This is a genomic window from Lelliottia sp. (assembly GCF_045627565.1).
In the GTDB taxonomy this organism is placed as follows: domain Bacteria; phylum Pseudomonadota; class Gammaproteobacteria; order Enterobacterales; family Enterobacteriaceae; genus Enterobacter.
This window is the reverse complement of sequence record NZ_JAZQNX010000024.1, coordinates 86,197-108,202: the sequence shown is the minus strand read 5'-3', so window position 1 is coordinate 108,202 and position 22,006 is coordinate 86,197. Positions and strand designations below refer to the sequence as shown.

The window sequence follows — 22,006 nt, the reverse complement described above, 5'->3', positions numbered from 1 at the left end:
AAATACGATTAAGTGAAATTTCGCCCTCTCGATGGATGGGAGGGCGAAATAAGGGCATCAGAACGATACCCTGCGTTCGTTAAGCAGTACGTGCGACCGCATCACGCGAGGCGGCATCGCGCTCCTCACCCGTTAATTCACTTAACTGACCGTCACGCATCTCGAGTAACCGGTCGGCGTGAATAAAGTAGTGATCGTCGTGACTGATGGCAAAAATCGTTTTGCCCATCTCCTGCATGAGTGGCAGCAACACCTGATAGAACTCGCGACGGAAATGCGGGTCCTGGTCAGCAGCCCATTCATCCAGCAGGATGATATCGCGCTCTTCGGCTAACGCCAGCAGCAGCGCCACGCGTTTTTTCTGCCCTTTTGACAGTTTAAGGTTCAGGATTTTTCCGTCCTGAAGCTCCAGCTTGTGCGACATTTTCAGCTGCTCAAGCCATTTATCGACCAGCTCCGGATTGGCCTGTTTACCTTCCGATCCTAACAGTTGATCAAAGAGCCACACGTCGGTAAAGACCGCGGAAAATAGCTTGCGATAGTCTTCCGGTTTTTGAGCGGAAATCGGTTTACCATCCAGCAAAATCTCACCCGACTGGGGCTGATACAGCCCGGTCAGCAGCATCGCCAGCGTAGATTTTCCGCTGCCGTTACCGCCAATCAGAAACAGCATCTCCCCGCGATTAATGGTCAGGTTCACCGGACCTACCGCAAAATTATTGTCCTGGTAGTGGAACATGACGTTACGCAGTTCCAGCGTTTTCCAGTCAGGGAAAGCCTCAGGGCGCGGGAATTCAGGTCTGAAAGGGGCCAGAGCAAACTGATTAAGCTTTCTGAAAGCCACTTGCGCGCTAAGCAGCGTGGGCAGCGCGCCAACCGCAGACAGCAGCGGTGTACGCAGGAACAGTAGCGTCAGCGAATACGTCGCCGCCACGTTAGTATCTGCCCAACCCAGGCTGTTCGCCATCCAAAACACCAGGCCAATCGCACCCAGCATCATGATGTTTGACCAGTTAACGGCGCTCAAATGGAACGTATCGGCGCGAATAATATGATGACGGTACTCGCGAGCATCGGGAATGTAGAGATTGTTGAAAATATGTTCGGCGCGTTCACGGTTAAGCGTCAGCTCTTTGCGCCCTTCCAGCACCGTCTGATAATCGTTATACAGCTTGTCTTCGGTTTCACGCAGCACGGCCATATGCTTGTAGACGCGCGCCACAAGCATGTAGCCTCCCCAGATGGTGACGACAATCCATAGCGCTGTGACGGCTAACATTTTGGTCGATAGCCAGGCAAGATAAGCCGCAGATCCGAAGGTGAGAATGATCCCCTGCACCAGTTCCGGTAAGCGCACAAAAGCAATCGTAATTGCACGCACGTCGCTGGTCAGTCCGGCCAATAGTGACGCGCTGCCGAGTTGCTCAATGCGCTCAACCTGAGTGTCCAGAATACGTTTGATAAATTCACCGCGCAGGCGATAAACAAAGTGGTGTCCCAGAGTCGTGAGCGCCAGCTGCGACGCCAGCGTCACCGCCATCAGCAGCAGTAGCAGACCCAAAAATTCGGGCAGCACCGACAATGAAGAGTCGACCATTTCGATCAGACGCACGTTGATAAAGGCGATTAAACCAATCCCCAGCGCGGCGCTGGCAAGGCTGAGCGCCATCACCGCGACAAACGGCCAACGGTACTGACGCCAGACGAGTAAAAGTAGTTGCATGCAAAGCGATCCGGGCAAGAAAAAACAGCCAGCAGTGTAAACTGCCCGACGCTCACATCAAGAATAATTCTTATTTTTATTCGCCATTGGAAGCCTGGCGGAAAGTTAGGTTGTAGCGGTATTCACCTGTTAATGGATGCTGACCATGCTTAATTGGTTGAATCCCATGGTAAAACAACCTGGATTCACCGCCCCACACCACCACATCACCGTGTTCCAGCATCAGCCGTTTCAGCGGATCGTTACGCTGCAAGCCGCCAAACTGAAAGATCGCGGGCACCCCCAACGACACGGAGACAATCGGCGCACGCAGATTGGGTTCGTCTTTATCCTGGTGTAACGACAGTTTTGCGCCCGGTGCATAACGGTTGATCAGGCAGGCGTCGGGCTTAAAATCGGGATAACCCGCCGCGACAGTTGCTTCATGGCAAAGCGCATTGAATACCGCAGGAATCGGCGGCCACGGGCGCTGAGTCGCTGGGTCGACGGAGGAATAGAGATAACCACGATCGTTAGTCGTCCAGCCGAGTCCACCGCAGCTGGTCATCGCCACCGACATGGTGTAACCGCCCGGCGTCACCATATGACGAAACGGTGAAATAGCCGCTACCGCTTCAATATTGTGTAAAAGCGCGGCGGCACTGGCGACAGCAAAGCGGCGAAGAACGACAGCCCCCGCCGCCAACGGCTCTTGCCAGGGCTGCTCATCAGCAAATAAATCGAGCATTACTCCTCCTGAATGTTGGCCTCACGCTTAAGTAACTGCGCCTTGCGCTCGACTCCCCATCGATAGCCGGCCAGTGCGCCATCGCGACGCACCACGCGGTGGCACGGGATCACGATAGCCAGCTTATTGGCGGCGCAGGCACTCGCCACGGCGCGCACCGCATTGGGTTTTCCGATGGCTTGTGCGATCTGCTGATAGCTTACCGTTTCCCCACAAGGTATCGCCCGCAACGCCTGCCAGACCTGCTGCTGAAACGCGGTCCCGCGAATATCCAGCGGCAACGCCAGCGCCCTCTCATGGTGCGTCAGAGTACGGATAACCCGATCGATACGCGCCGTGAATTCCCCATCGGTCGATTCAGACTGAGCCAGAGGGAAAAGCGTGTGCAGCTCGTCAATCAGCGCATCGTCTTTGTCACCGAGTAAAATAGCGCAAATACCGCGTTCACTTTCGGCCACAAGGCAGCGGCCAAGTTCACAATCCGTCACCGCGAAGCGCACGGACACATTACTCGCGCCATTGCGATACTGTTTTGCCGTCATGCCCAGCGTTTCGTCCGCTTTGCGATAGTAGGAGCTGCTATCCGGGAATCCCGCGGCCAACACCGAGTCGGTGATTTTTTCGCCCTGCGTCAGCGCGCTGCGTAAACGTCGCGCACGCGCCGCCTGTTGCCAGGCTTTTGGCGTCATTCCGGTCACGGATTTGAAGAGACGATGGAAATGAAAAGCACTCATAGCGACCTGTTCCGCCAGTGCATCCAGCGTCAGCGGTTGTTCCTGCTCGAGCAAGCGGCAGGCTTTTTCGACTTTCGCTATCTTATGCGCTTGCGGATCTGCCCGATCGGGCAAACAGCGTTTGCAGGGGCGAAACCCTGCCTGTTGGGCATGATGTGAATCGGGGTAAAACACAACGTTTTTTCGCAGGGCATGACGCGCCCGGCACGAAGGGCGGCAAAAGATACCGGTTGTCTGGACAGCGAAAACAAACTGGTTGTCGGCGGCAGGATCGCGGGCCATCACGGCCAGCCAGCGATCGTCATCAGTATTCAGCGTCAGGTTTTTCATCATAGGCTCCTCATTCAAGCATACTCAAACAATGCCCGAGCGCCACTGAACAAAAACCCGCAACCTTGCTTTTTAATGTTGTTCTTCGATCAGAAACGCGTGAAACTGCGGCGACATCCAGGTTTTAAAATTCTCCCCCTCTTTGGTAATCAAGTAGACCGCCAACCCTTCCTGACGCACCACTTCTTTGGCCTTTTCCGGCCCGAGGACCATCAGTCCGGTATCCCAGGCATCAGCCTCCAGTGCCGTCGGTGCAATCACCGTCACGGAAACCAGATTGTGTGCGATCGGGCGCCCCGTCCTGGGGTCGATCACGTGCGAAAGACGCTTGCCGTTCAGCTCGTAATAGTTGCGATAGCTGCCGGATGTGCTGATGCCATGGCCGTTGATATCCACAATGGCCTGCACCGCATTTTGTTGATCTGTTGGCTTTTGGATAGCGACACGCCAGGATTGATCGCTGGCATTGAGACCGCGGCTCACGAGTGCGCCCCCGACGGAAACCAGATAACGAGAGATCCCCTCCTGAGCCATCAGCGCGGCGAGATGATCCGCCGCGTATCCCTCGCCAACTGTGGAGAGATCGACAAACAGGTCGGGAATGTCTTTTTGCAAGTACTGCTGCCCATACTGATTCAATACGCTCAGATGGTGCAGTCCAGTGCGCGCGCGCGCATCGTCAATCTGAGCCTGACTCGGTACCGTCTCCGGCTGTTTTGTTGGTCCAAAGCCCCATAAATTCACCAGGGGCCCGACGGTGATATCCATCGCCCCGTTAGTTTTATAGCCGACATGCAGGGACTCGGTAACGATATCGGCCATTGCCTCACTCACAGGCCAAAGCGATGTGCTGTTCGACAGGTTGAAGCGCATTAGCGCGGAATCATTTTTATAGGTAGAAAGCAGCTGATCGTCAGCATCAAGCTGGGACTGGATTTTACCGCGAAGTTCATCCACGCGATTTTTGTCTATATTCATGACGCTCACGCGCCAGGACGTTCCCATGGTTTTGCCTTCCAGAACGGTTGCCGCTGGCGCATTTTCTGTCGTGGTAGGGGAAGAAGAATCGCATGCCGAAAGTAAGAAAAATACCGACAAAATGCCGGCTCGCCAAAAAGTCATTTCCATTCGTTATTATCCTCATGCCTGGGCGGCAAGAGTATACCAAAACGCGTCTTCAGTAAGACCCTAAAAAAGCATAGAAAAAGGGGCCCGTTGGCCCCTTTCAGTGACTGACTGCGTCTTAGAACTGGTAAACCAGACCCAGAGCAACGATATCGTCAGTACCTACACCAGCCTGTTTGGTGAAGTTATTTTCATCCAGCAGGTTGATTTTGTAGTCCACGTAGGTGGACATGTTTTTGTTGAAGTAGTAAGTCGCGCCAACATCAACATATTTCAGCAGATCCTGATCGCCGAAGTTAGTGGTGTTGTTGCTTACGTCCTTACCTTTTGACTGCAGGTAAGCCACGGAAGGACGCAGACCGAAGTCGAACTGATACTGCGCAACCACTTCGAAGTTTTGCGCTTTGTTAGCAAAACCGTAGATGTCGCTGCTGCCCTGAGAATTACCAAAGCGGGTTGCGTTATAAGTCTGGGAGTACTGTGCTGCCAGATAGATGTTGTTCGCATCATATTTCAGGCCGCCGCTGTAAACTTCAGCGTGGTCGCCTTCACCGTAAACGCCTGCTGCATTCTGGTCCGCAGTACGTTTAGAAGAAGCCATCGCACCACCGACGCTAAAGCCTTCGCCCAGATCGTAGGTCAGAGACGCACCGTAGCCGTCGCCATTTTGTTTCAGGGTACTGCGTCCACTGTCATTTTCGCCGCTTACGCTGCCGTTTTTGCCCTGGTACTGCAGAGCAAAGTTCAAGCCATCAACCAGGCCGAAGAAATCCTGGTTACGGTAAGTCGCGACGCCGTTTGCACGAGATTGCAGGAAGTTATCTGCACCGTAAGTATCACCGCCAAATTCTGGCAGAACATCGGTCCAGGAAGTCACGTCGTAGATTACGCCGTAGTTACGACCATAATCGAAGGAACCTGCGTCACCGAATTTCAGCCCCGCGAAGGCAACACGCGTCCAGGACTGGTTTTCGCTTTCGCTGGTGTTACCTTGAACCTGGTATTCCCACTGACCATAACCGGTCACCTGATCGTTTACCTGCGTTTCGCCTTTGAAGCCGATACGCATGTAGGTTTGATCGCCGTCGTTACCTTTGTCGTCAGAGAAATAGTGCAGGCCGTCGACTTTACCGAACAGATCTAATTTGTTGCCATCTTTGTTATAAATTTCAGCCGCATTTGCTGCGCCTGCTACCAGCAGAGCTGGTACCAGGAGGGAGAGAACTTTAACTTTCATTTTATTAACCCTCTGTTATATGCCTTATAATTGCCACTGCTTACTGGTTAACCCTCTTAACCAGTCGGCTACTTCATTCTCCGCAAAAATACAGAATAATCCAATACGAATATGATACGAAAACTTTGAAGATGTTTCATTGTTACCAAAAGGTATTTCAAATTGTAAATATCAGGGAACTTCTCAATAGCACAAATAGCTAAAATACAAAGCACTTAAAATCAACAATCAAATTTTTAATTTTAAAATCAATTAGTTATAAAAGATTACATTACCGCACTGATTGTCAAAACAAAATCACAAGAGATCTCTAAAATAACTCTCGCTATCATCATTAACTTTATTTATTACCGTCATTCATTTTCGAATGTCTGTTTATCCCTAATTGAGCCGAGTGCAATGCATTCGGTTTTTTTTTACCCTTCTTTACGTTACGCGAATAATTTTGTGCTACCGCATTGAAATTATAACGACTATTAACTAATTCTCAGATAACGCCTAAATTCGCTTCCGATAATTATCCACTTCCTAATTTCTTGTTAATTCGTGCTATTTATTCGCGCCATCGGTATTTATTTGTACAATACTGTTCCGGTTGTACACTTTCGATACGGCTTTGTGCGGCGTTGATATAGCGCGAAAAAGTCTCTCCCCGCCGGGCCTCGATACTGGAAATTCAGGTATTACCCTTTATACTGCCCTATCGTCTTTACGTGCGGCCATCACGGGTTAATCACATTAATGAGTCAGTCTGAAACCACAGCACCTGGTAAATTCTCCCTTCTTCCTGGGAGCATCACTCGTTTCTTTCTTCTATTGATCGTTGTGCTGTTAGTGACGATGGGAGTGATGGTGCAGAGCGCGGTCAACACCTGGCTGAAAGACCGTAGCTATCAAATCGTCGATATCACCCATGCGGTGCATAAGCGTATCGATACCTGGCGCTACGCGACCTGGCAGATTTACGATAATATCGCCGCAGCGCCGGGAACGGCCTCGGGGGAAGGTTTGCAGGAAACGCGTCTCAAACAGGACGTCTATTATCTCGAAAAAACGCGCCGCAAAACCGAAGCGTTAATTTTTGGTTCTCATGACAGCGCAACGCTTGAGATGACACAGCGAATCTCGACGTATCTCGACACGCTCTGGGGCGCGGAAACGGTCCCCTGGTCGATGTACTATCTTAATGGCCAGGATAACAGCATGATCCTGATCTCCACGCTGCCGTTGAAAGATCTCTCCTCAGGTTTTAAAGAGTCCTCCATTGGCTCGATTGTGGATTCCCGCCGTGCAGAAATGCTCCAGCAGGCCAATACCCTGGACGAACGCGAGAGTTTCTCTTCCCTTCGCCGTCTTGCCTGGCAAAACGGGCATTACTTCACCCTGCGTACCACGTTTAACCAGCCCGGGCATCTGGCGACGGTTGTCGCGTTTGATCTGCCGATTAACGATCTCATTCCACCTGATATGCCGCTGGACAGTTTCCGTCTTGAGCCAGACACTTCAGTGCAAAATATGCGTACACCAGCGGATAAAAAAGACGGCCCGGAAAGCGCGTCCATTACCTTTAACGGCTCGAAGATTGAGATCTCTTCATCCCTGAATTCCACCGGTATGCGCCTGGTTTGGCAGGTTCCCTTCGGAACGCTATTGCTCGACACACTGCAAAACATCTTGCTGCCGCTGCTGCTCAACATTGCTCTGTTAGCGCTGGCGCTGTTTGGTTATACCACCTTCCGCTTTCAGCCTGGCCGTCAGACTGAGCATACGTCGTCTTCAAGCTCTAACAATGAATTACGCGTGTTACGCGCGTTGAATGAAGAGATCGTATCGGTGCTACCACTGGGGCTTCTGGTGCATGACCAGGAGGCCAATCGCACGATTATGAGCAACAAGATTGCCGATCACCTGTTGCCACATCTTAATCTGCAAAACATCACCACCATGGCTGACCAGCATCAGGGGGTGATTCAGGCCACCATTAATAATGAACTGTACGAAATTCGTCAGTTCCGCAGCCAGGTCGCTTCGCGTACTCAGATCTTCATCATTCGTGATCAGGACAGAGAAGTGCTGGTGAACAAGAAGCTGAAACAAGCGCAGAGGCTGTATGAGAAAAATCAGCAGGGCCGCGCGGCGTTTATGCAAAACATTGGTGATGCGTTCAAGCGTCCGTTGAAAGAGCTTGCCAGCCAGGCAGCGAGTTTAAGCACGCCAGAGAGCCATCAGTTGGCCAATCAGGCGGATACGCTTGTGCGCATGGTTGATGAAATCCAGTTAGCTAACATGCTTGAAAACGACACATGGAAAGGAAGCTCTACGCTATTTTCGGTTCAGGATCTGATTAACGAAGTGGTGCCCGAAGTCCTGCCCGTTATCAAGCGCAAAGGCTTGCAATTGCTGATCAACAACAATCTGCCTGCCAACGATGAACGTCATGGCGATCGCGAAGCGTTACGTCGCATCGTGTTAATGCTGATTCAATACTCCGTCACCACCACGCAAATCGGCAAAATTACGCTGGAAGTGGGTACGGATGAGTCCGCCGAAGATCGCCTGACAATCCGTATTCTGGATACAGGGGAAGGCGTGACGATGAGCGAAATCGATAATTTACACTTCCCGTTCCTGAACGACACGCAGAGTGATAGCTACGGAAAAGCCAACGCCCTCACCTTCTGGCTGTGCGATCAACTGGCGCGTAAGCTTGGTGGACACCTGAATATTAAGGCTCGGGAGTCGCTGGGTACCCGCTATTCACTGCATGTCAAAATGGACGCAAATCCTCAGGAAGAGGACGAAGAGCGCCTGCTGGATGATGTGATCGTGATGGTGGATGTGACGTCCAGCGAAATACGCAACATCGTGGTTCGCCAACTCGAAAACTGGGGTGCGGCCTGCATAAACCCGGATGAAAGGCTCACGAGTCAAGAATATGATCTCTTTTTAACTGATAATCCGTCTAATCTTACTGCCTCGGGCTTGCTTTTAAGCGATGATGAGTCAGGCGTGCGGAAAATCGGCCCCGGTCAGCTGCGCGTCAACTTTAATATGAGCAATGCGATGCAGGAAGCTGTACTACAACTAATAGAAGAGAATCTGGCGCAAGAAGAGATACTGGAGTCCCCATTGGGTGGCGATGAAAATGCCGAACTCCAGGCCAGCGGATACTATTCCCTATTTGTAGATACAGTACCAGATGATGTTAAGCGGTTGTATACTGAGTCCGCCGCGAAGGATTTCGCCGCGCTGACACAGACAGCACACCGGCTTAAAGGGGTGTTTGCCATGCTTAATCTGGTTCCGGGCAAGCAGTTATGTGAAACGCTGGAACATCTTATTCGTGAGAAGGATGCTTCTGGCACAGAAAAATACATCAGCGACATTGACGCCTACGTCAAAAGCTTGCTGTAGCAAGGTAGCCTTTACATGAACAATATGAACGTAATTATTGCCGACGACCACCCGATTGTACTGTTCGGTATTCGCAAATCACTTGAACAGATCGAGTGGGTGAATGTTGTCGGTGAATTTGAAGACTCTACAGCACTTATAAATAATCTTCCGAAACTTGATGCACACGTGCTCATTACTGACCTCTCCATGCCTGGAGATAAGTACGGCGATGGGATCACACTGATCAAATACATCAAGCGCCACTTTCCGAGTATTTCAATTATTGTTCTGACCATGAACAATAACCCGGCGATTTTGAGCGCCGTGCTGGAACTCGACATTGAAGGGATTGTCCTGAAACAAGGCGCGCCTACGGATCTGCCTAAGGCTCTGGCTGCATTGCAGAAAGGCAAGAAATTTACCCCTGAAAGCGTTTCTCGCCTGCTTGAGAAAATCAGCGCGGGTGGTTACGGTGACAAACGTTTATCACCGAAAGAAAGTGAAGTGCTGCGCCTGTTCGCTGAAGGTTTCCTGGTCACTGAAATTGCCAAGAAGCTGAACCGCAGTATCAAAACCATCAGTAGCCAGAAGAAATCGGCGATGATGAAGCTGGGCGTGGAGAATGATATCGCCCTGTTGAATTATCTCTCTTCGGTTACCCTGAGCGCAGTCGATAAAGACTGATTCCGTTCTGGTGATAAAAAACCCGGCAGCGCTTGCGCTAGCCGGGTTTTTTTATGCCCTCGATTTCCTGACGCGGTCCGCGTAAATCGACAACGTCTGTTTAATGACATCGAGCGTCACCGGTTTTGACAGGCAACTGTCCATGCCCGACTCCAGACAACGCTCTTTCTCTTCGGCCAGCGCGTTGGCGGTGACACCGATAACCGGCAAGGTCATCCCAAGCTGGCGAATGCGCTGGGTGAGACGATACCCGTCCATGTTTGGCATGTTCACGTCACTGAGCACAATATCGATGTGATTTTTACTCAGCACGTTCAGCGCATCCACGCCATCATTTGCAGTCAGACATTGATATCCCAGCGAGCCGAGCTGATCGGCCAGCAGACGACGATTGATTGGATGGTCATCCACCACCAGAATCATCATGTCATCATTCATCGCAACAGCTGACTGCGGCGAAGGCAGCGCGGTACCACCGTCGTGGGCATCCCCTTCCACATTGTAGATATGTGCCAGCAAATGCAGAATCTCATGCGGCGTTGCCACACTGTGCGTCCACTCCCCTGGAACGCGCTCCTGGGGAATACCAATATGGCGACGACAGAATGTAATCACGGCTCTGCCCCGCCAGGAAGGATCGACCTCAACGTCTGTAATCAGCGTATCGTCAGGGTCCGTTTTTTGCCCTGCTTCAAAGCGCGCGACACGAATGCCTCGGTTCGAGAGCAATGACTCCAGGAAGCTATACAGCGACGCGTTGTGCACCGACAACCAGCACATCTTATCGCTCAACCCTTCCGCCGGACTTTTCACCGGGTATTGAGCAGAATAGAGCGGGATGCGGATCGTAAACTGGCTGCCCATGCCCGGTTCGGTATCGACAGAAATATCGCCATCCATCATGCTGATCAGCTGCTCGCAAATGGCCAGCCCCAGCCCGGTCCCCTGGAAGTTACGCTGCACCCCGGTTCCCACCTGGAAGAACGGATCGAACAGTTTCACCACTTCTTTTGCAGGAATACCGACGCCGGTATCGCGGATGCGAATGCTTAAATAATCCCCTGCGCGAGAAACATGCAAAATGATACAGCCGACATCGGTGAACTTAATCGCGTTGCTGAGCAGGTTTGAAATAACCTGTTGTAAACGCATCGGATCGCCCAGCAGCGTCAGCGGCACATCCGGCTCGATAAAGCAGTACAGCCCGAGCTGTTTGCGGACCACCAGAGGCATATAGTTAGCGCTGATATGGTTCATGACTTCACGCGGTGAAAACTCGCTCGGTTCGATTTTGAGCTGTTCAGACTCAATTTTGGAGAAGTCGAGAATGTCGCTGATAATTTTCAGCAGCAGGCTTGAAGAGTTGTTCATCGCCGTGACCAGACGCTCAACCCCCTTCGGCAGCTCTTTCGTTTGCAGCAGATCGAGGTTACCAATAATGCCGTACAGCGGCGTGCGCAGCTCATGGCTCACGGTCGCGAGGAACATCGACTTAGACTGGCTGGCCTGTTCCGCTGCCTGCGCCATTTCTTGTAACGACTCTTCCATTTTTACGCGTGAAGACACGTCCACCAGCACGCAGATCGCCACGTTCTCATTGCGATAGCGCGAATGGACAAAGCTTATTTGCAGGTTGGTGTGATTACTGGTTAACACGTCGACAAAGTTGACCTGCTGCCCGCAGATGATCTGCGTCAGTCGCTGCCGGTCTTCATGCGTCAGCATGTTCAGATAGTTATGCGCCAGTTCATTACTCAGGATATTGGTCCCATCCTGCGTACGGAGGATACAAATCCCAACGGGTGCCGAGGCGACTATTTTACGGTTAAATTGCTCGTGCTCTTCCAGGCGTTGAGCGTCGCTCTCTGCCGGGATGAAAATTTTACGCTCATACATGCGCGCCAGCATGAACAACGCGATCCCCACCAGCACATTCAACAGGATGGAGTTAAGAATGAGCATCCGAATGCGTTCCAGCACCATATCAACAGGAACGGAATAGACAATGCTCAGTGACGAAGGCGGTAAACTTTTCTTGAGCACCAGCTCATGGAAGCCCGACGTATAGCCAAACCAGGAGCGTTCCTGCATCCAGCGAGGATCAATTTTTAAGCGGCTTTCAGGCCCGGTCAGCGAAATCAGCGTATGACCATTTTCATCGAGGATTGTCACCCCCATAGGCAGACTGCCCGGCGTGAAGAAGTTCTCCATGCGAATCGTTTGTTCAGTACCCAGCAGTGCTTGCAGGCGATTAGCGAGATACACCGGCGTGAGGGCGTAGAAATAACCCACCCCCGGACGCGGCCCCTGGCTTATCCAGAAGATATTATTGCCACGTTCGTCCTGCGGACCACTGCGGTATTTCATGATGCGTTCGTGCAAACTTTTTAGCGCATCCTCGCGCTCAACCGGCACATCCCGCAGACCAAAATCGGCTAAACAGAGATTCTCGCTGCCGATGAGAAATACCCGATTGAGATCGTAGGCAGCGGAGAAATTATCGCGCCAGTAGCGCATAAACCAGGCCAGTGACTCAAGCGAGCCGCGCCAGGCTGTACCCATCGTCGAGCAATCGGAGTCGGGGAATAACGGTTCGAAATCCGGAACTTCTGGTTTGTCATTTCGCCCGCGCGTGGCCAGAATGCCGTTCTCCGCCGTCAGACGGTTTTCAGCAATGTACTTCAGCTCTTTCATGACATCAGTCGTACGCTGAATGTAACGCTGGGCCTGATCGGAACTTAAATTAAACTCCTGACGGATCTCTGACTCCTTCTGATGCAGCGCATTAACGATGTAAAACACCGAAAAAAGGGCAACCAGTAACCAAAGCAATAACGCCAGCGCGCGAAAAAGATAGCGAGAGACTTTAAGAGTGGTGCGAAAGGAGACGAGGTATTTCAAGGGGGCGAAGCTCCGCCGTCAGAGGCAAAAGAATGTGGTTAAGGTAGCGGTAAACGCGACGTGCCGCAATGCTCAGTTGTCTGCAAAAAAGAAAGGGCCGGAATCCGGCCCTTTTTATGTCAGGAGACATTACTCTTCGGCATCATCTGCCGCATCGTCATCAGAATCTGCTTCTTCAGAATCAGCTTCATCGGTCTCGGTTTCCGGTGCGATTTCATCGTCACCTTCCGCGACGCTACCGTCGATGGAATCAAGTTCTTCGTCATCCACTGGCTCAGCAACACGTTGCAGACCCACCACGTTTTCGTCTTCCGCAGTACGGATGAGGATCACGCCCTGAGTATTACGCCCTACCACGCTGATCTCAGACACACGCGTACGCACCAACGTACCAGCATCGGTGATCATCATGATCTGGTCGCAGTCATCAACCTGCACCGCGCCCACAACAGAGCCGTTACGCTCGGTCACTTTGATGGAGATAACACCCTGCGTGCCACGAGACTTGGTTGGGTATTCCCCTTCCGCAGTTCGTTTACCGTAACCATTCTGCGTCACGGTCAGGATAGCGCCTTCACCGCGCGGAATAATCAGGGAAACAACGCTGTCTTCACCCGCCAGTCGGATACCGCGAACACCGGTCGCAGTACGACCCATTGCGCGTACGGCGTTCTCTTTAAAGCGCACCACTTTACCGGCGGCAGAGAACAACATGACGTCGTCAGAACCAGAAGTCAGATCCACACCGATCAGTTCATCGCCTTCGTTCAGGTTGATGGCGATAATCCCGGCAGAACGTGGACGACTGAAGCCGGTCAGCGCGGTTTTCTTCACGGTACCGCTCGCGGTAGCCATAAAGACGTTCACGCCTTCTTCGTACTCGCGTACCGGCAGAATCGCGGTGATACGCTCGTTTGGCTCAAGCGGAAGCAGGTTGACGATCGGACGACCACGTGCCCCACGGCTCGCTTCTGGCAGCTGATACACTTTCATCCAGTACAAACGACCACGGCTGGAGAAGCAGAGGATCGTGTCATGGGTGTTCGCCACCAGCAGGCGGTCGATAAAGTCTTCTTCTTTGATACGTGCTGCCGATTTGCCTTTACCACCACGACGCTGAGCTTCGTAGTCGGTCAACGGCTGATACTTCACATAGCCCTGATGAGACAGGGTCACAACCACATCTTCGCGGTTGATCAGATCTTCAATGTTGATATCAGACGTATTCGCCGTGATTTCAGTACGACGCGCATCACCAAACTGGTCGCGGACCAGCTCCAGCTCTTCGCGGATCACTTCCATCAGACGATCGGCGCTACCGAGAATATGCAGAAGTTCTGCAATCTGCTCCAGCAGCTCTTTGTACTCGTCGAGCAGTTTTTCATGCTCAAGGCCAGTCAGTTTCTGCAAACGCAGATCCAGAATCGCCTGTGCCTGCTGTTCGGTCAGGTAATATTGACCGTCACGCACGCCAAATTCAGGTTCCAGCCACTCAGGACGCGCCGCGTCATCACCCGCACGTTCCAGCATGGCAGACACGTTGCCCAATGCCCACGGCTGAGCAACCAATCCTGCTTTTGCTTCCGCAGGCGTTGGCGCACGACGGATCAACTCGATGATCGGGTCGATGTTGGCCAGTGCAACAGCCAGCGCTTCCAGAATGTGCGCACGATCGCGCGCTTTACGCAGTTCGAAAATAGTACGGCGAGTCACCACTTCACGGCGGTGACGCACGAACGCGCTCAGGATATCTTTCAGGTTCATGATCTTCGGCTGGCCATGGTGCAACGCAACCATGTTGATACCGAAGGAAACCTGAAGCTGAGTCTGGGAGTACAGGTTGTTCAGTACAACCTCACCCACCGCGTCGCGTTTGATTTCAATCACGATGCGCATACCGTCTTTATCAGACTCGTCACGCAGCGCGCTGATGCCTTCAACGCGTTTTTCTTTTACCAGCTCCGCGATTTTCTCGATCAGGCGAGCTTTGTTCACCTGGTATGGAATTTCATGGACGATAATGGTTTCACGACCGGTTTTCGCGTCAGCTTCCACTTCCGCGCGGGCGCGAATGTAAATCTTGCCACGACCGGTGCGGTACGCTTCTTCTATACCACGGCGGCCATTGATGATGGCGGCAGTTGGGAAGTCCGGGCCTGGAATGTGTTCCATCAGCCCTTCAACGGTGATTTCTTCATCGTCGATGTAGGCGAGGCAGCCGTTAATGACTTCAGTAATGTTGTGCGGCGGAATGTTCGTGGCCATACCGACGGCGATACCGGAAGAACCGTTAACCAACAGGTTCGGGATCTTGGTCGGCATAACATCAGGAATACGCTCGGTGCCGTCGTAGTTATCGACGAAATCAACCGTGTCTTTTTCCAGGTCGGCCATCAGCTCATGGGCGATTTTCGACATACGGATTTCCGTATAACGCATCGCCGCAGCGGAGTCACCATCGACAGAACCGAAGTTACCCTGGCCATCCACCAGCATGTAACGTAAGGAGAAAGGCTGCGCCATACGGACGATCGTGTCATATACGGCAGTATCACCATGAGGGTGATATTTACCGATGACGTCACCAACGACACGGGCAGATTTTTTGTAGGCTTTATTCCAGTCATTGCCCAATACGTTCATGGCGTATAGTACGCGACGGTGTACCGGCTTCAGGCCATCTCGGACGTCTGGCAGCGCACGGCCAACAATGACCGACATCGCATAATCCAGATAGGAGCTCTTAAGCTCTTCCTCGATGTTAACCGGTGTAATTTCTCTCGCAAGGTCGCTCATCTAACCGCTATCCCTCTACTGTATCCCGGATTCAAAGGTCGCAAATTATAACACAATCGCTCCCATACAGGTAAACCTGTATGGTTTATTCGCGGGGAGAGCCTGATATACTCGATCCTCTTGCGAATTAAGGAGTAAAAGCGCCCATGAATGCCGAAAAATCCCCGGTAGCTCACAACGTCGACCATGCAGAGATCGCCAAATTTGAAGCGGTGGCGTCCCGCTGGTGGGATCTCGACGGTGAGTTCAAACCTCTGCACCGCATTAACCCGCTGCGTTTGGGCTATATCGCGGAGCGCTCCGGCGGTCTGTTCGGTAAAAAAGTGCTCGATGTCGGCTGCGGCGGCGGCATTCTGGCCGAAAGCATGGCGCGTGAAGGCGCAACGGTCACCGGCCTGGACATGGGTTTTGAACCGCTCCAGGTTGCTCGTCTGCATGCGCTGGAATCCGGTATTCAGGTTGACTACGTTCAGGAAACCGTTGAAGAGCACGCCGCTAAACATGCGCATCAATACGATATTGTCACCTGCATGGAAATGCTCGAACACGTTCCCGACCCGCAATCGGTGGTTAACGCCTGCGCCGCTCTGGTGAAACCCGGTGGGCAAGTCTTCTTCTCGACGATTAACCGTAACGGGAAAGCGTGGTTGATGGCGGTGGTGGGGGCGGAATACGTACTGCGCATGGTGCCGAAAGGAACCCATGACGTGAAGAAATTCATCAAGCCTGCTGAATTATTAGGCTGGGTAGATCTGACCTGGCTGAAAGAGCAACACATCACCGGCTTGCATTACAATCCATTAACCGACAAATTCAAGCTCGCGCCGGGTGTGGATGTTAACTATATGTTGCACACGACGGCAAAAAACGACTAACGTCATTCGTTATTCTTATAAAGATTGCGCGACATTACGTTGCGCAATTCTGACCTCTCGTTGAAGAAATCAGCACTCGATCAAATTTTGAATTTTTTTTCTGAAATATTGACATGACGTCCAGGCCTTATAGCACGAGGACTTAGGCTTTTTTACCCTTTCACAACCTCAATTTAACCTCAAAATCAACCCTTGTACTGAAATGATTCGATACTAGAATACTCACCATATAGCGTTTCTCTTATCGCAAACCCCCTATATGTAGTATTTATCCACAGAGTTAATCACAAGACGGTTCTGTGGATAAGCGGGGGGATATTTTTTTTATTTCACGGACAGGTAAAAACCCACATGAATCAGAGTCTGCTGGTGACAAAGCGCGACGGTACTACCGAGCGTATCAATCTCGACAAAATCCATCGAGTTCTCGACTGGGCAGCAGAAGGACTGAACAACGTATCTATCTCCCAGGTTGAACTGCGCTCACATATTCAGTTCTACGACGGGATTAAGACCTCCGATATTCATGAAACCATTATCAAAGCCGCAGCCGACCTGATCTCCCGCGAAGCGCCGGATTACCAGTACATGGCCGCGCGCCTTGCCATTTTCCACCTGCGCAAAAAAGCGTACGGTCAGTTTGAGCCGCCAGCGCTGCTCGATCACGTCACGAAAATGGTTGAGCTGGGCAAATATGACGCGCATCTGCTGGAAGACTACACGGAAGAAGAGTTCAAGCAGATGGACGGGTTTATCGACCACTGGCGCGACATGAACTTCTCCTACGCCGCGGTGAAGCAGCTGGAAGGTAAATACCTGGTCCAGAACCGCGTCACCGGCGAAATCTACGAGAGTGCGCAGTTCCTGTATATTCTGGTCGCCGCGTGCCTGTTCTCGAACTATCCGCGTGAAACGCGCCTGGAATACGTGAAGCGTTTTTACGACGCCGTATCCACCTTTAAAATTTCTCTGCCTACGCCAATTATGTCTGGCGTGCGCACCCCGACGCGTCAGTTCAGCTCCTGCGTGCTGATCGAGTGCGGCGACAGCCTGGATTCCATCAACGCCACCTCAAGCGCCATTGTAAAATACGTTTCCCAGCGTGCTGGTATCGGAATCAACGCCGGTCGCATTCGTGCGCTGGGCAGCCCAATTCGCGGCGGTGAAGCATTCCACACCGGCTGTATCCCGTTCTACAAACACTTCCAGACTGCGGTGAAATCCTGCTCTCAGGGCGGCGTACGCGGCGGTGCAGCCACGCTGTTCTACCCAATGTGGCACCTGGAAGTCGAAAGCCTGCTGGTTCTGAAAAACAACCGTGGCGTTGAAGGCAACCGCGTTCGTCATATGGACTACGGCGTACAGATCAACAAACTGATGTACACCCGCCTGCTGAAAGGCCAGGACATCACCCTGTTCAGCCCATCCGACGTGCCGGGCCTGTACGATGCGTTCTTCGCCGACCAGGATGAATTTGAGCGTCTGTATACACAATACGAGCAAGATGACAGCATCCGTAAGCAGCGCGTGAAAGCCGTTGACCTGTTCTCTCTGATGATGCAGGAACGTGCTTCTACTGGCCGTATCTATATCCAGAACGTTGACCACTGCAACACCCACAGCCCGTTTGATCCGGCCATTGCGCCAGTGCGCCAGTCTAATCTGTGCCTCGAAATCGCTCTGCCGACCAAACCGCTGTACGACGTAAACGACGAAAACGGCGAAATCGCGCTGTGTACGCTGTCCGCATTCAACCTGGGTGCGATCAAGAGCCTGGCCGAGCTGGAAGAGCTGGCGGTGCTGGCGGTTCGTGCGTTGGATGCCCTGCTGGATTATCAGGATTACCCAATTCCGGCGGCGAAACGCGGCGCAATGGGTCGTCGTACGCTGGGTATTGGCGTGATCAACTTCGCCTACTGGCTGGCGAAAAACGGCAAGCGTTACTCCGATGGCAGCGCCAACAACCTGACGCACGAAACGTTCGAAGCGATTCAGTATTACCTGATGAAAGCCTCTAACGAACTGGCGAAAGAGCAAGGCGCGTGCCCGTGGTTCAACGAAACCACCTACGCGAAAGGCATTCTGCCGATCGACACCTATAAGAAAGACCTGGATGCGATCGTCAACGAGCCGCTGCATCTTGACTGGGAAACGCTGCGTGAGTCTATCAAGACCCACGGCCTGCGTAACTCCACGCTGTCTGCGCTCATGCCGTCAGAGACCTCTTCGCAGATCTCCAACGCCACCAACGGTATTGAGCCACCGCGCGGCCACGTTAGCATCAAAGCGTCGAAAGACGGCGTGCTGCGTCAGGTTGTACCGGATTATGAACTGCTGAAAGACAGCTACGAGCTGCTGTGGGAAATGCCGAACAATGACGGTTACCTGCAGCTGGTGGGCATCATGCAGAAGTTTATCGACCAGTCTATCTCTGCTAACACCAACTACGATCCGACGCGCTTCCCGTCAGGAAAAGTGCCGATGCAGCAGTTGCTGAAAGACCTGCTGACCGCCTATAAATTTGGCGTAAAAACTCTGTACTATCACAACACCCGTGACGGTGCGGAAGATGCACAGGACGATATGGCACCTTCAATTCAGGACGATGGCTGCGAAAGCGGCGCATGTAAGATCTAATGAAGGGCGGGGATATCCCCGCCTTTATTTCGTAAGACAGGACATCTATTCATGGCATATACCACCTTTTCACAGACGAAAAACGACCAGCTCAAAGAGCCGATGTTTTTTGGTCAGCCGGTCAACGTGGCACGCTACGATCAGCAAAAATATGACATTTTCGAAAAGCTGATCGAAAAGCAACTCTCCTTCTTCTGGCGTCCGGAAGAAGTAGACGTTTCTCGCGATCGTATCGATTTCCAGGCGTTACCGGATCATGAAAAGCACATTTTCCTCAGCAACCTGAAGTACCAGACGCTGCTGGATTCCATTCAGGGCCGTAGCCCAAACGTGGCGCTGCTGCCGCTGATCTCGATTCCGGAACTGGAAACGTGGGTGGAAACCTGGGCGTTTTCCGAGACGATCCACTCGCGTTCTTACACCCATATCATCCGTAACATCGTTAACGATCCGGCGGTGGTGTTTGACGATATCGTCACCAACGAGCAGATCCAGAAACGCGCGGAAGGCATTTCCCACTATTACGATGAGCTGATCGAGATGACCAGCTACTGGCATCTGCTGGGTGAAGGCACGCACTCCGTTAACGGCAGAACCGTGACCGTCAATCTGCGGGCGCTGAAAAAACAGCTGTACCTGTGCCTGATGAGCGTCAACGCGCTGGAAGCGATCCGCTTCTACGTCAGCTTTGCCTGCTCGTTTGCGTTTGCCGAGCGCAAACTGATGGAAGGTAACGCCAAAATCATTCGTCTGATCGCCCGTGACGAAGCGCTGCATCTGACCGGCACTCAGCATATGCTGAACCTGTTGCGCAGCGGCGTGGACGACCCGGAAATGGCGGAGATCGCCGAAGAGTGCAAACAGGAATGCTATGACCTGTTCGTGCTGGCCGCCCAGCAGGAAAAAGAGTGGGCAGACTACCTGTTCCGCGATGGCTCCATGATCGGCCTGAACAAAGATATTCTGTGCCAGTACATTGAGTACATCACCAACATCCGCATGCAGGCTGTAGGGCTTGAGCTACCGTTCAAAACGCGCTCCAACCCGATTCCGTGGATCAACACCTGGCTGGTGTCCGATAACGTGCAGGTTGCGCCGCAGGAAGTGGAAGTGAGTTCTTATCTGGTCGGTCAGATCGATTCCGAAGTGAACACTGACGATCTGAGCGATTTCCAGCTCTGATGAGCCGCGTAACGTTAAGCCTTTCCGGTACAGAAGTGTTGTGCCGGGAAGAACACCCTTCCCTGCTGGTGGCTCTGGAGTCGCATCAGGTGGAAGTTGAGTATCAGTGCCGTGCGGGCTACTGCGGCTCATGCCGCTGTCGTTTAGTGGCAGGACAAGTGGACTGGCTAACGGAACCGCTGGCGTTTATCAACGATGGGGAAATTTTGCCCTGCTGTTGCCGGGCAAAAGGCGATATCGAAATCGAAATGTAATGCCCGCTTACGCGGGCATTTTTTTAGCCTCGTTTCTGCATCATCTCTGCATGATGGCGTTTTTCGCCAATCATCACGACGATCAGCAGTAATACCGCCATAATGCTGCCGCCAATCATCACCATAAAGCCACCATCCCAGCCGAAGAAGTCGACCGTGTAACCCACGATGGCGCTGGCCGCGACTGAACCACCAAGATAGCCGAACAGACCGGTAAAGCCCGCTGCAGTGCCTGCGGCTTTTTTCGGCGCGAGTTCCAGCGCGTGCAGACCAATCAGCATCACTGGACCGTAAATCAGGAAACCGATCACAATCATACAGGCCATATCCACGCCCGGATTTCCTGGTGGATTCAGCCAGTACACGATAGTGGCGATGGTCACGAGCGTCATAAAGAACACGCCCGTTGCACCACGGTTGCCTCTGAACACTTTGTCCGACATCCAGCCGCAAATTAGCGTGCCTGGAATACCGGCGTATTCATACAGGAAATAGGCCCACGACGACTTATCCAGTGCGAAATGCTTCACTTCTTTCAGATAGGTCGGCGACCAGTCGAGGATGCCGTAACGCAGCAGATAGACAAACACGTTGGCGATAGCGATGTACCACAACAGTTTGTTGGGCAGGACGTACTTCATGAAGATCTGTTTTGCCGTCAGCTCTTCTTCATGCTGCTCGTTGTAATCGTCCGGGTAGTCATTTTTATACTCTTCAATCGGCGGAAGACCGCACGATTGCGGGGTATCACGCATCAGAGCAAAAGCAATGATCGCAATAACGATGGCCCCAAAAGCAGGCATATACAGCGCCGCTTTCCAGTCGTTAAACCACGCCATCCCCAGCAGGAACAGCAGCGGAGGAATACCACCCCCGACGTTATGCGCGCAGTTCCACACTGACACAATCCCGCCGCGCTCTTTCTGCGACCACCAGTGCACCATGGTACGCCCGCACGGCGGCCACCCCATCCCCTGGAACCAACCGCACAGGAACAGCAGAACAAACATGATGGCAATACTGGACGTTGCCCACGGCACAAAGCCCATAAACAACATCACCGCGGACGCCAGAATCAAACCCGCGGGCAAGAAGACGCGCGGGTTCGAGCGATCTGAAACGGACCCCATTATGAATTTGGAAAACCCATAGGCAATCGAAATGCCCGACAAGGCAAAACCTAAATCACCGCGTGAAAATCCTTGTTCAACCAGATACGGCATCGCCAGCGCAAAGTTCTTACGCACCAGATAGTAAGCGGCGTAGCCGAAGAAAATACCGAGGAAAATCTGCCAACGCAGGCGACGGTACAGCGGGTCGACTTCTGCCTCTGACACGCGCGCCTGATGCGGCGCAGGTTTGAAGATACTGAGCATTAGAGCCTCCGTGGCCATGTCATAAATTT

At 52.5% G+C, this 22,006-nt stretch carries 14 protein-coding genes; 6 read left to right on the top strand and 8 right to left on the bottom strand.

What is annotated here, in order from left to right:
* Positions 1 to 79: 79 nt before the first annotated feature.
* The 5 genes from ACKI5T_RS13555 to ACKI5T_RS13535 form a co-directional block, all read right to left on the bottom strand.
* Complete coding sequence (locus tag ACKI5T_RS13555; RefSeq protein WP_407438085.1) at positions 80 to 1,723, bottom strand: multidrug ABC transporter permease/ATP-binding protein; 1,644 nt, start codon at positions 1,721 to 1,723, stop codon at positions 80 to 82.
* 76 nt (positions 1,724 to 1,799) lie between these two features.
* Positions 1,800 to 2,450, bottom strand: coding sequence for a DNA oxidative demethylase AlkB (gene alkB / locus ACKI5T_RS13550; RefSeq protein ID WP_407438083.1), 651 nt, complete (start codon positions 2,448 to 2,450; stop codon positions 1,800 to 1,802).
* Positions 2,450 to 3,514 (bottom strand): bifunctional DNA-binding transcriptional regulator/O6-methylguanine-DNA methyltransferase Ada, encoded by a 1,065-nt coding sequence (gene ada / locus ACKI5T_RS13545; protein WP_407438184.1) that lies wholly within the window; start codon positions 3,512 to 3,514, stop codon positions 2,450 to 2,452. The genes alkB and ada overlap by 1 nt, the downstream gene beginning before the upstream one ends.
* 72 nt (positions 3,515 to 3,586) lie before the next feature.
* The gene (apbE, locus tag ACKI5T_RS13540) at positions 3,587 to 4,642 is read right to left on the bottom strand and encodes an FAD:protein FMN transferase ApbE (RefSeq protein WP_407438082.1); all 1,056 of its coding nucleotides are present in this window, start codon (positions 4,640 to 4,642) and stop codon (positions 3,587 to 3,589) included.
* Between the two features lie 115 nt (positions 4,643 to 4,757).
* Positions 4,758 to 5,876 (bottom strand): porin OmpC, encoded by a 1,119-nt coding sequence (locus ACKI5T_RS13535; RefSeq protein WP_407438080.1) that lies wholly within the window; start codon positions 5,874 to 5,876, stop codon positions 4,758 to 4,760.
* 741 nt (positions 5,877 to 6,617) lie between these two features.
* On the opposite strand from ACKI5T_RS13535, the gene rcsD reads away from it, so the two are divergent.
* Together rcsD and rcsB are read left to right on the top strand one after the other, a co-directional pair.
* Positions 6,618 to 9,290: a phosphotransferase RcsD gene (gene rcsD / locus ACKI5T_RS13530; RefSeq protein WP_235133739.1), complete on the top strand. Its 2,673-nt coding sequence runs from the start codon at positions 6,618 to 6,620 to the stop codon at positions 9,288 to 9,290.
* 15 nt (positions 9,291 to 9,305) lie between these two features.
* Entirely contained in the window at positions 9,306 to 9,956 is a 651-nt protein-coding gene (rcsB, locus tag ACKI5T_RS13525) for a response regulator transcription factor RcsB (protein WP_015959795.1), read from the top strand.
* A gap of 51 nt (positions 9,957 to 10,007) precedes the next feature.
* On the opposite strand, the gene rcsC is transcribed toward rcsB, so the two are convergent.
* Both rcsC and gyrA read right to left on the bottom strand, forming a co-directional pair.
* A complete protein-coding gene (gene rcsC, locus ACKI5T_RS13520; RefSeq protein WP_407438078.1) occupies positions 10,008 to 12,857 on the bottom strand; it encodes a two-component system sensor histidine kinase RcsC in 2,850 nt (949 codons plus the stop codon).
* A 129-nt stretch (positions 12,858 to 12,986) separates the two neighbouring features.
* Positions 12,987 to 15,653, bottom strand: coding sequence for a DNA topoisomerase (ATP-hydrolyzing) subunit A (gyrA, locus tag ACKI5T_RS13515; protein ID WP_407438077.1), 2,667 nt, complete (start codon positions 15,651 to 15,653; stop codon positions 12,987 to 12,989).
* A gap of 146 nt (positions 15,654 to 15,799) precedes the next feature.
* Between gyrA and ubiG the strand changes: the two genes are divergently transcribed.
* The 4 genes from ubiG to yfaE all read left to right on the top strand — a co-directional run bounded on the left by ubiG (position 15,800) and on the right by yfaE (position 20,601).
* Positions 15,800 to 16,528 (top strand): bifunctional 2-polyprenyl-6-hydroxyphenol methylase/3-demethylubiquinol 3-O-methyltransferase UbiG, encoded by a 729-nt coding sequence (gene ubiG, locus ACKI5T_RS13510; protein WP_407438075.1) that lies wholly within the window; start codon positions 15,800 to 15,802, stop codon positions 16,526 to 16,528.
* A gap of 351 nt (positions 16,529 to 16,879) precedes the next feature.
* Positions 16,880 to 19,165 (top strand): class 1a ribonucleoside-diphosphate reductase subunit alpha, encoded by a 2,286-nt coding sequence (gene nrdA / locus ACKI5T_RS13505; protein WP_407438073.1) that lies wholly within the window; start codon positions 16,880 to 16,882, stop codon positions 19,163 to 19,165.
* Between the two features lie 51 nt (positions 19,166 to 19,216).
* The gene (gene nrdB / locus ACKI5T_RS13500) at positions 19,217 to 20,347 is read left to right on the top strand and encodes a class Ia ribonucleoside-diphosphate reductase subunit beta (protein WP_407438071.1); all 1,131 of its coding nucleotides are present in this window, start codon (positions 19,217 to 19,219) and stop codon (positions 20,345 to 20,347) included.
* The gene (gene yfaE, locus ACKI5T_RS13495) at positions 20,347 to 20,601 is read left to right on the top strand and encodes a class I ribonucleotide reductase maintenance protein YfaE (protein ID WP_059179300.1); all 255 of its coding nucleotides are present in this window, start codon (positions 20,347 to 20,349) and stop codon (positions 20,599 to 20,601) included. The genes nrdB and yfaE overlap by 1 nt, the downstream gene beginning before the upstream one ends.
* Positions 20,602 to 20,624: 23 nt before the next feature.
* Here the strand turns inward: yfaE and glpT are convergent, their stop codons facing one another.
* A complete protein-coding gene (glpT, locus tag ACKI5T_RS13490) occupies positions 20,625 to 21,977 on the bottom strand; it encodes a glycerol-3-phosphate transporter (protein WP_015959802.1) in 1,353 nt (450 codons plus the stop codon).
* Between the last annotated feature and the right edge of the window lie 29 nt (positions 21,978 to 22,006).

Excerpts from the sequence above, each read along its gene's own strand:
- ACKI5T_RS13555 (WP_407438085.1), bottom strand. The coding sequence starts at position 1,723 with ATGCAACTACTTTTACTCGTCTGGCGTCAGTACCGTTGGCCGTTTGTC.
- alkB (WP_407438083.1), bottom strand. The coding sequence starts at position 2,450 with ATGCTCGATTTATTTGCTGATGAGCAGCCCTGGCAAGAGCCGTTGGCG.
- ada (WP_407438184.1), bottom strand. The coding sequence starts at position 3,514 with ATGAAAAACCTGACGCTGAATACTGATGACGATCGCTGGCTGGCCGTG.
- apbE (WP_407438082.1), bottom strand. The coding sequence starts at position 4,642 with ATGGAAATGACTTTTTGGCGAGCCGGCATTTTGTCGGTATTTTTCTTA.
- ACKI5T_RS13535 (WP_407438080.1), bottom strand. The coding sequence starts at position 5,876 with ATGAAAGTTAAAGTTCTCTCCCTCCTGGTACCAGCTCTGCTGGTAGCA.
- rcsD (WP_235133739.1), top strand. The coding sequence starts at position 6,618 with ATGAGTCAGTCTGAAACCACAGCACCTGGTAAATTCTCCCTTCTTCCT.
- rcsB (WP_015959795.1), top strand. The coding sequence starts at position 9,306 with ATGAACAATATGAACGTAATTATTGCCGACGACCACCCGATTGTACTG.
- gyrA (WP_407438077.1), bottom strand. The coding sequence starts at position 15,653 with ATGAGCGACCTTGCGAGAGAAATTACACCGGTTAACATCGAGGAAGAG.
- ubiG (WP_407438075.1), top strand. The coding sequence starts at position 15,800 with ATGAATGCCGAAAAATCCCCGGTAGCTCACAACGTCGACCATGCAGAG.
- nrdA (WP_407438073.1), top strand. The coding sequence starts at position 16,880 with ATGAATCAGAGTCTGCTGGTGACAAAGCGCGACGGTACTACCGAGCGT.
- nrdB (WP_407438071.1), top strand. The coding sequence starts at position 19,217 with ATGGCATATACCACCTTTTCACAGACGAAAAACGACCAGCTCAAAGAG.
- yfaE (WP_059179300.1), top strand. The coding sequence starts at position 20,347 with ATGAGCCGCGTAACGTTAAGCCTTTCCGGTACAGAAGTGTTGTGCCGG.
- glpT (WP_015959802.1), bottom strand. The coding sequence starts at position 21,977 with ATGCTCAGTATCTTCAAACCTGCGCCGCATCAGGCGCGCGTGTCAGAG.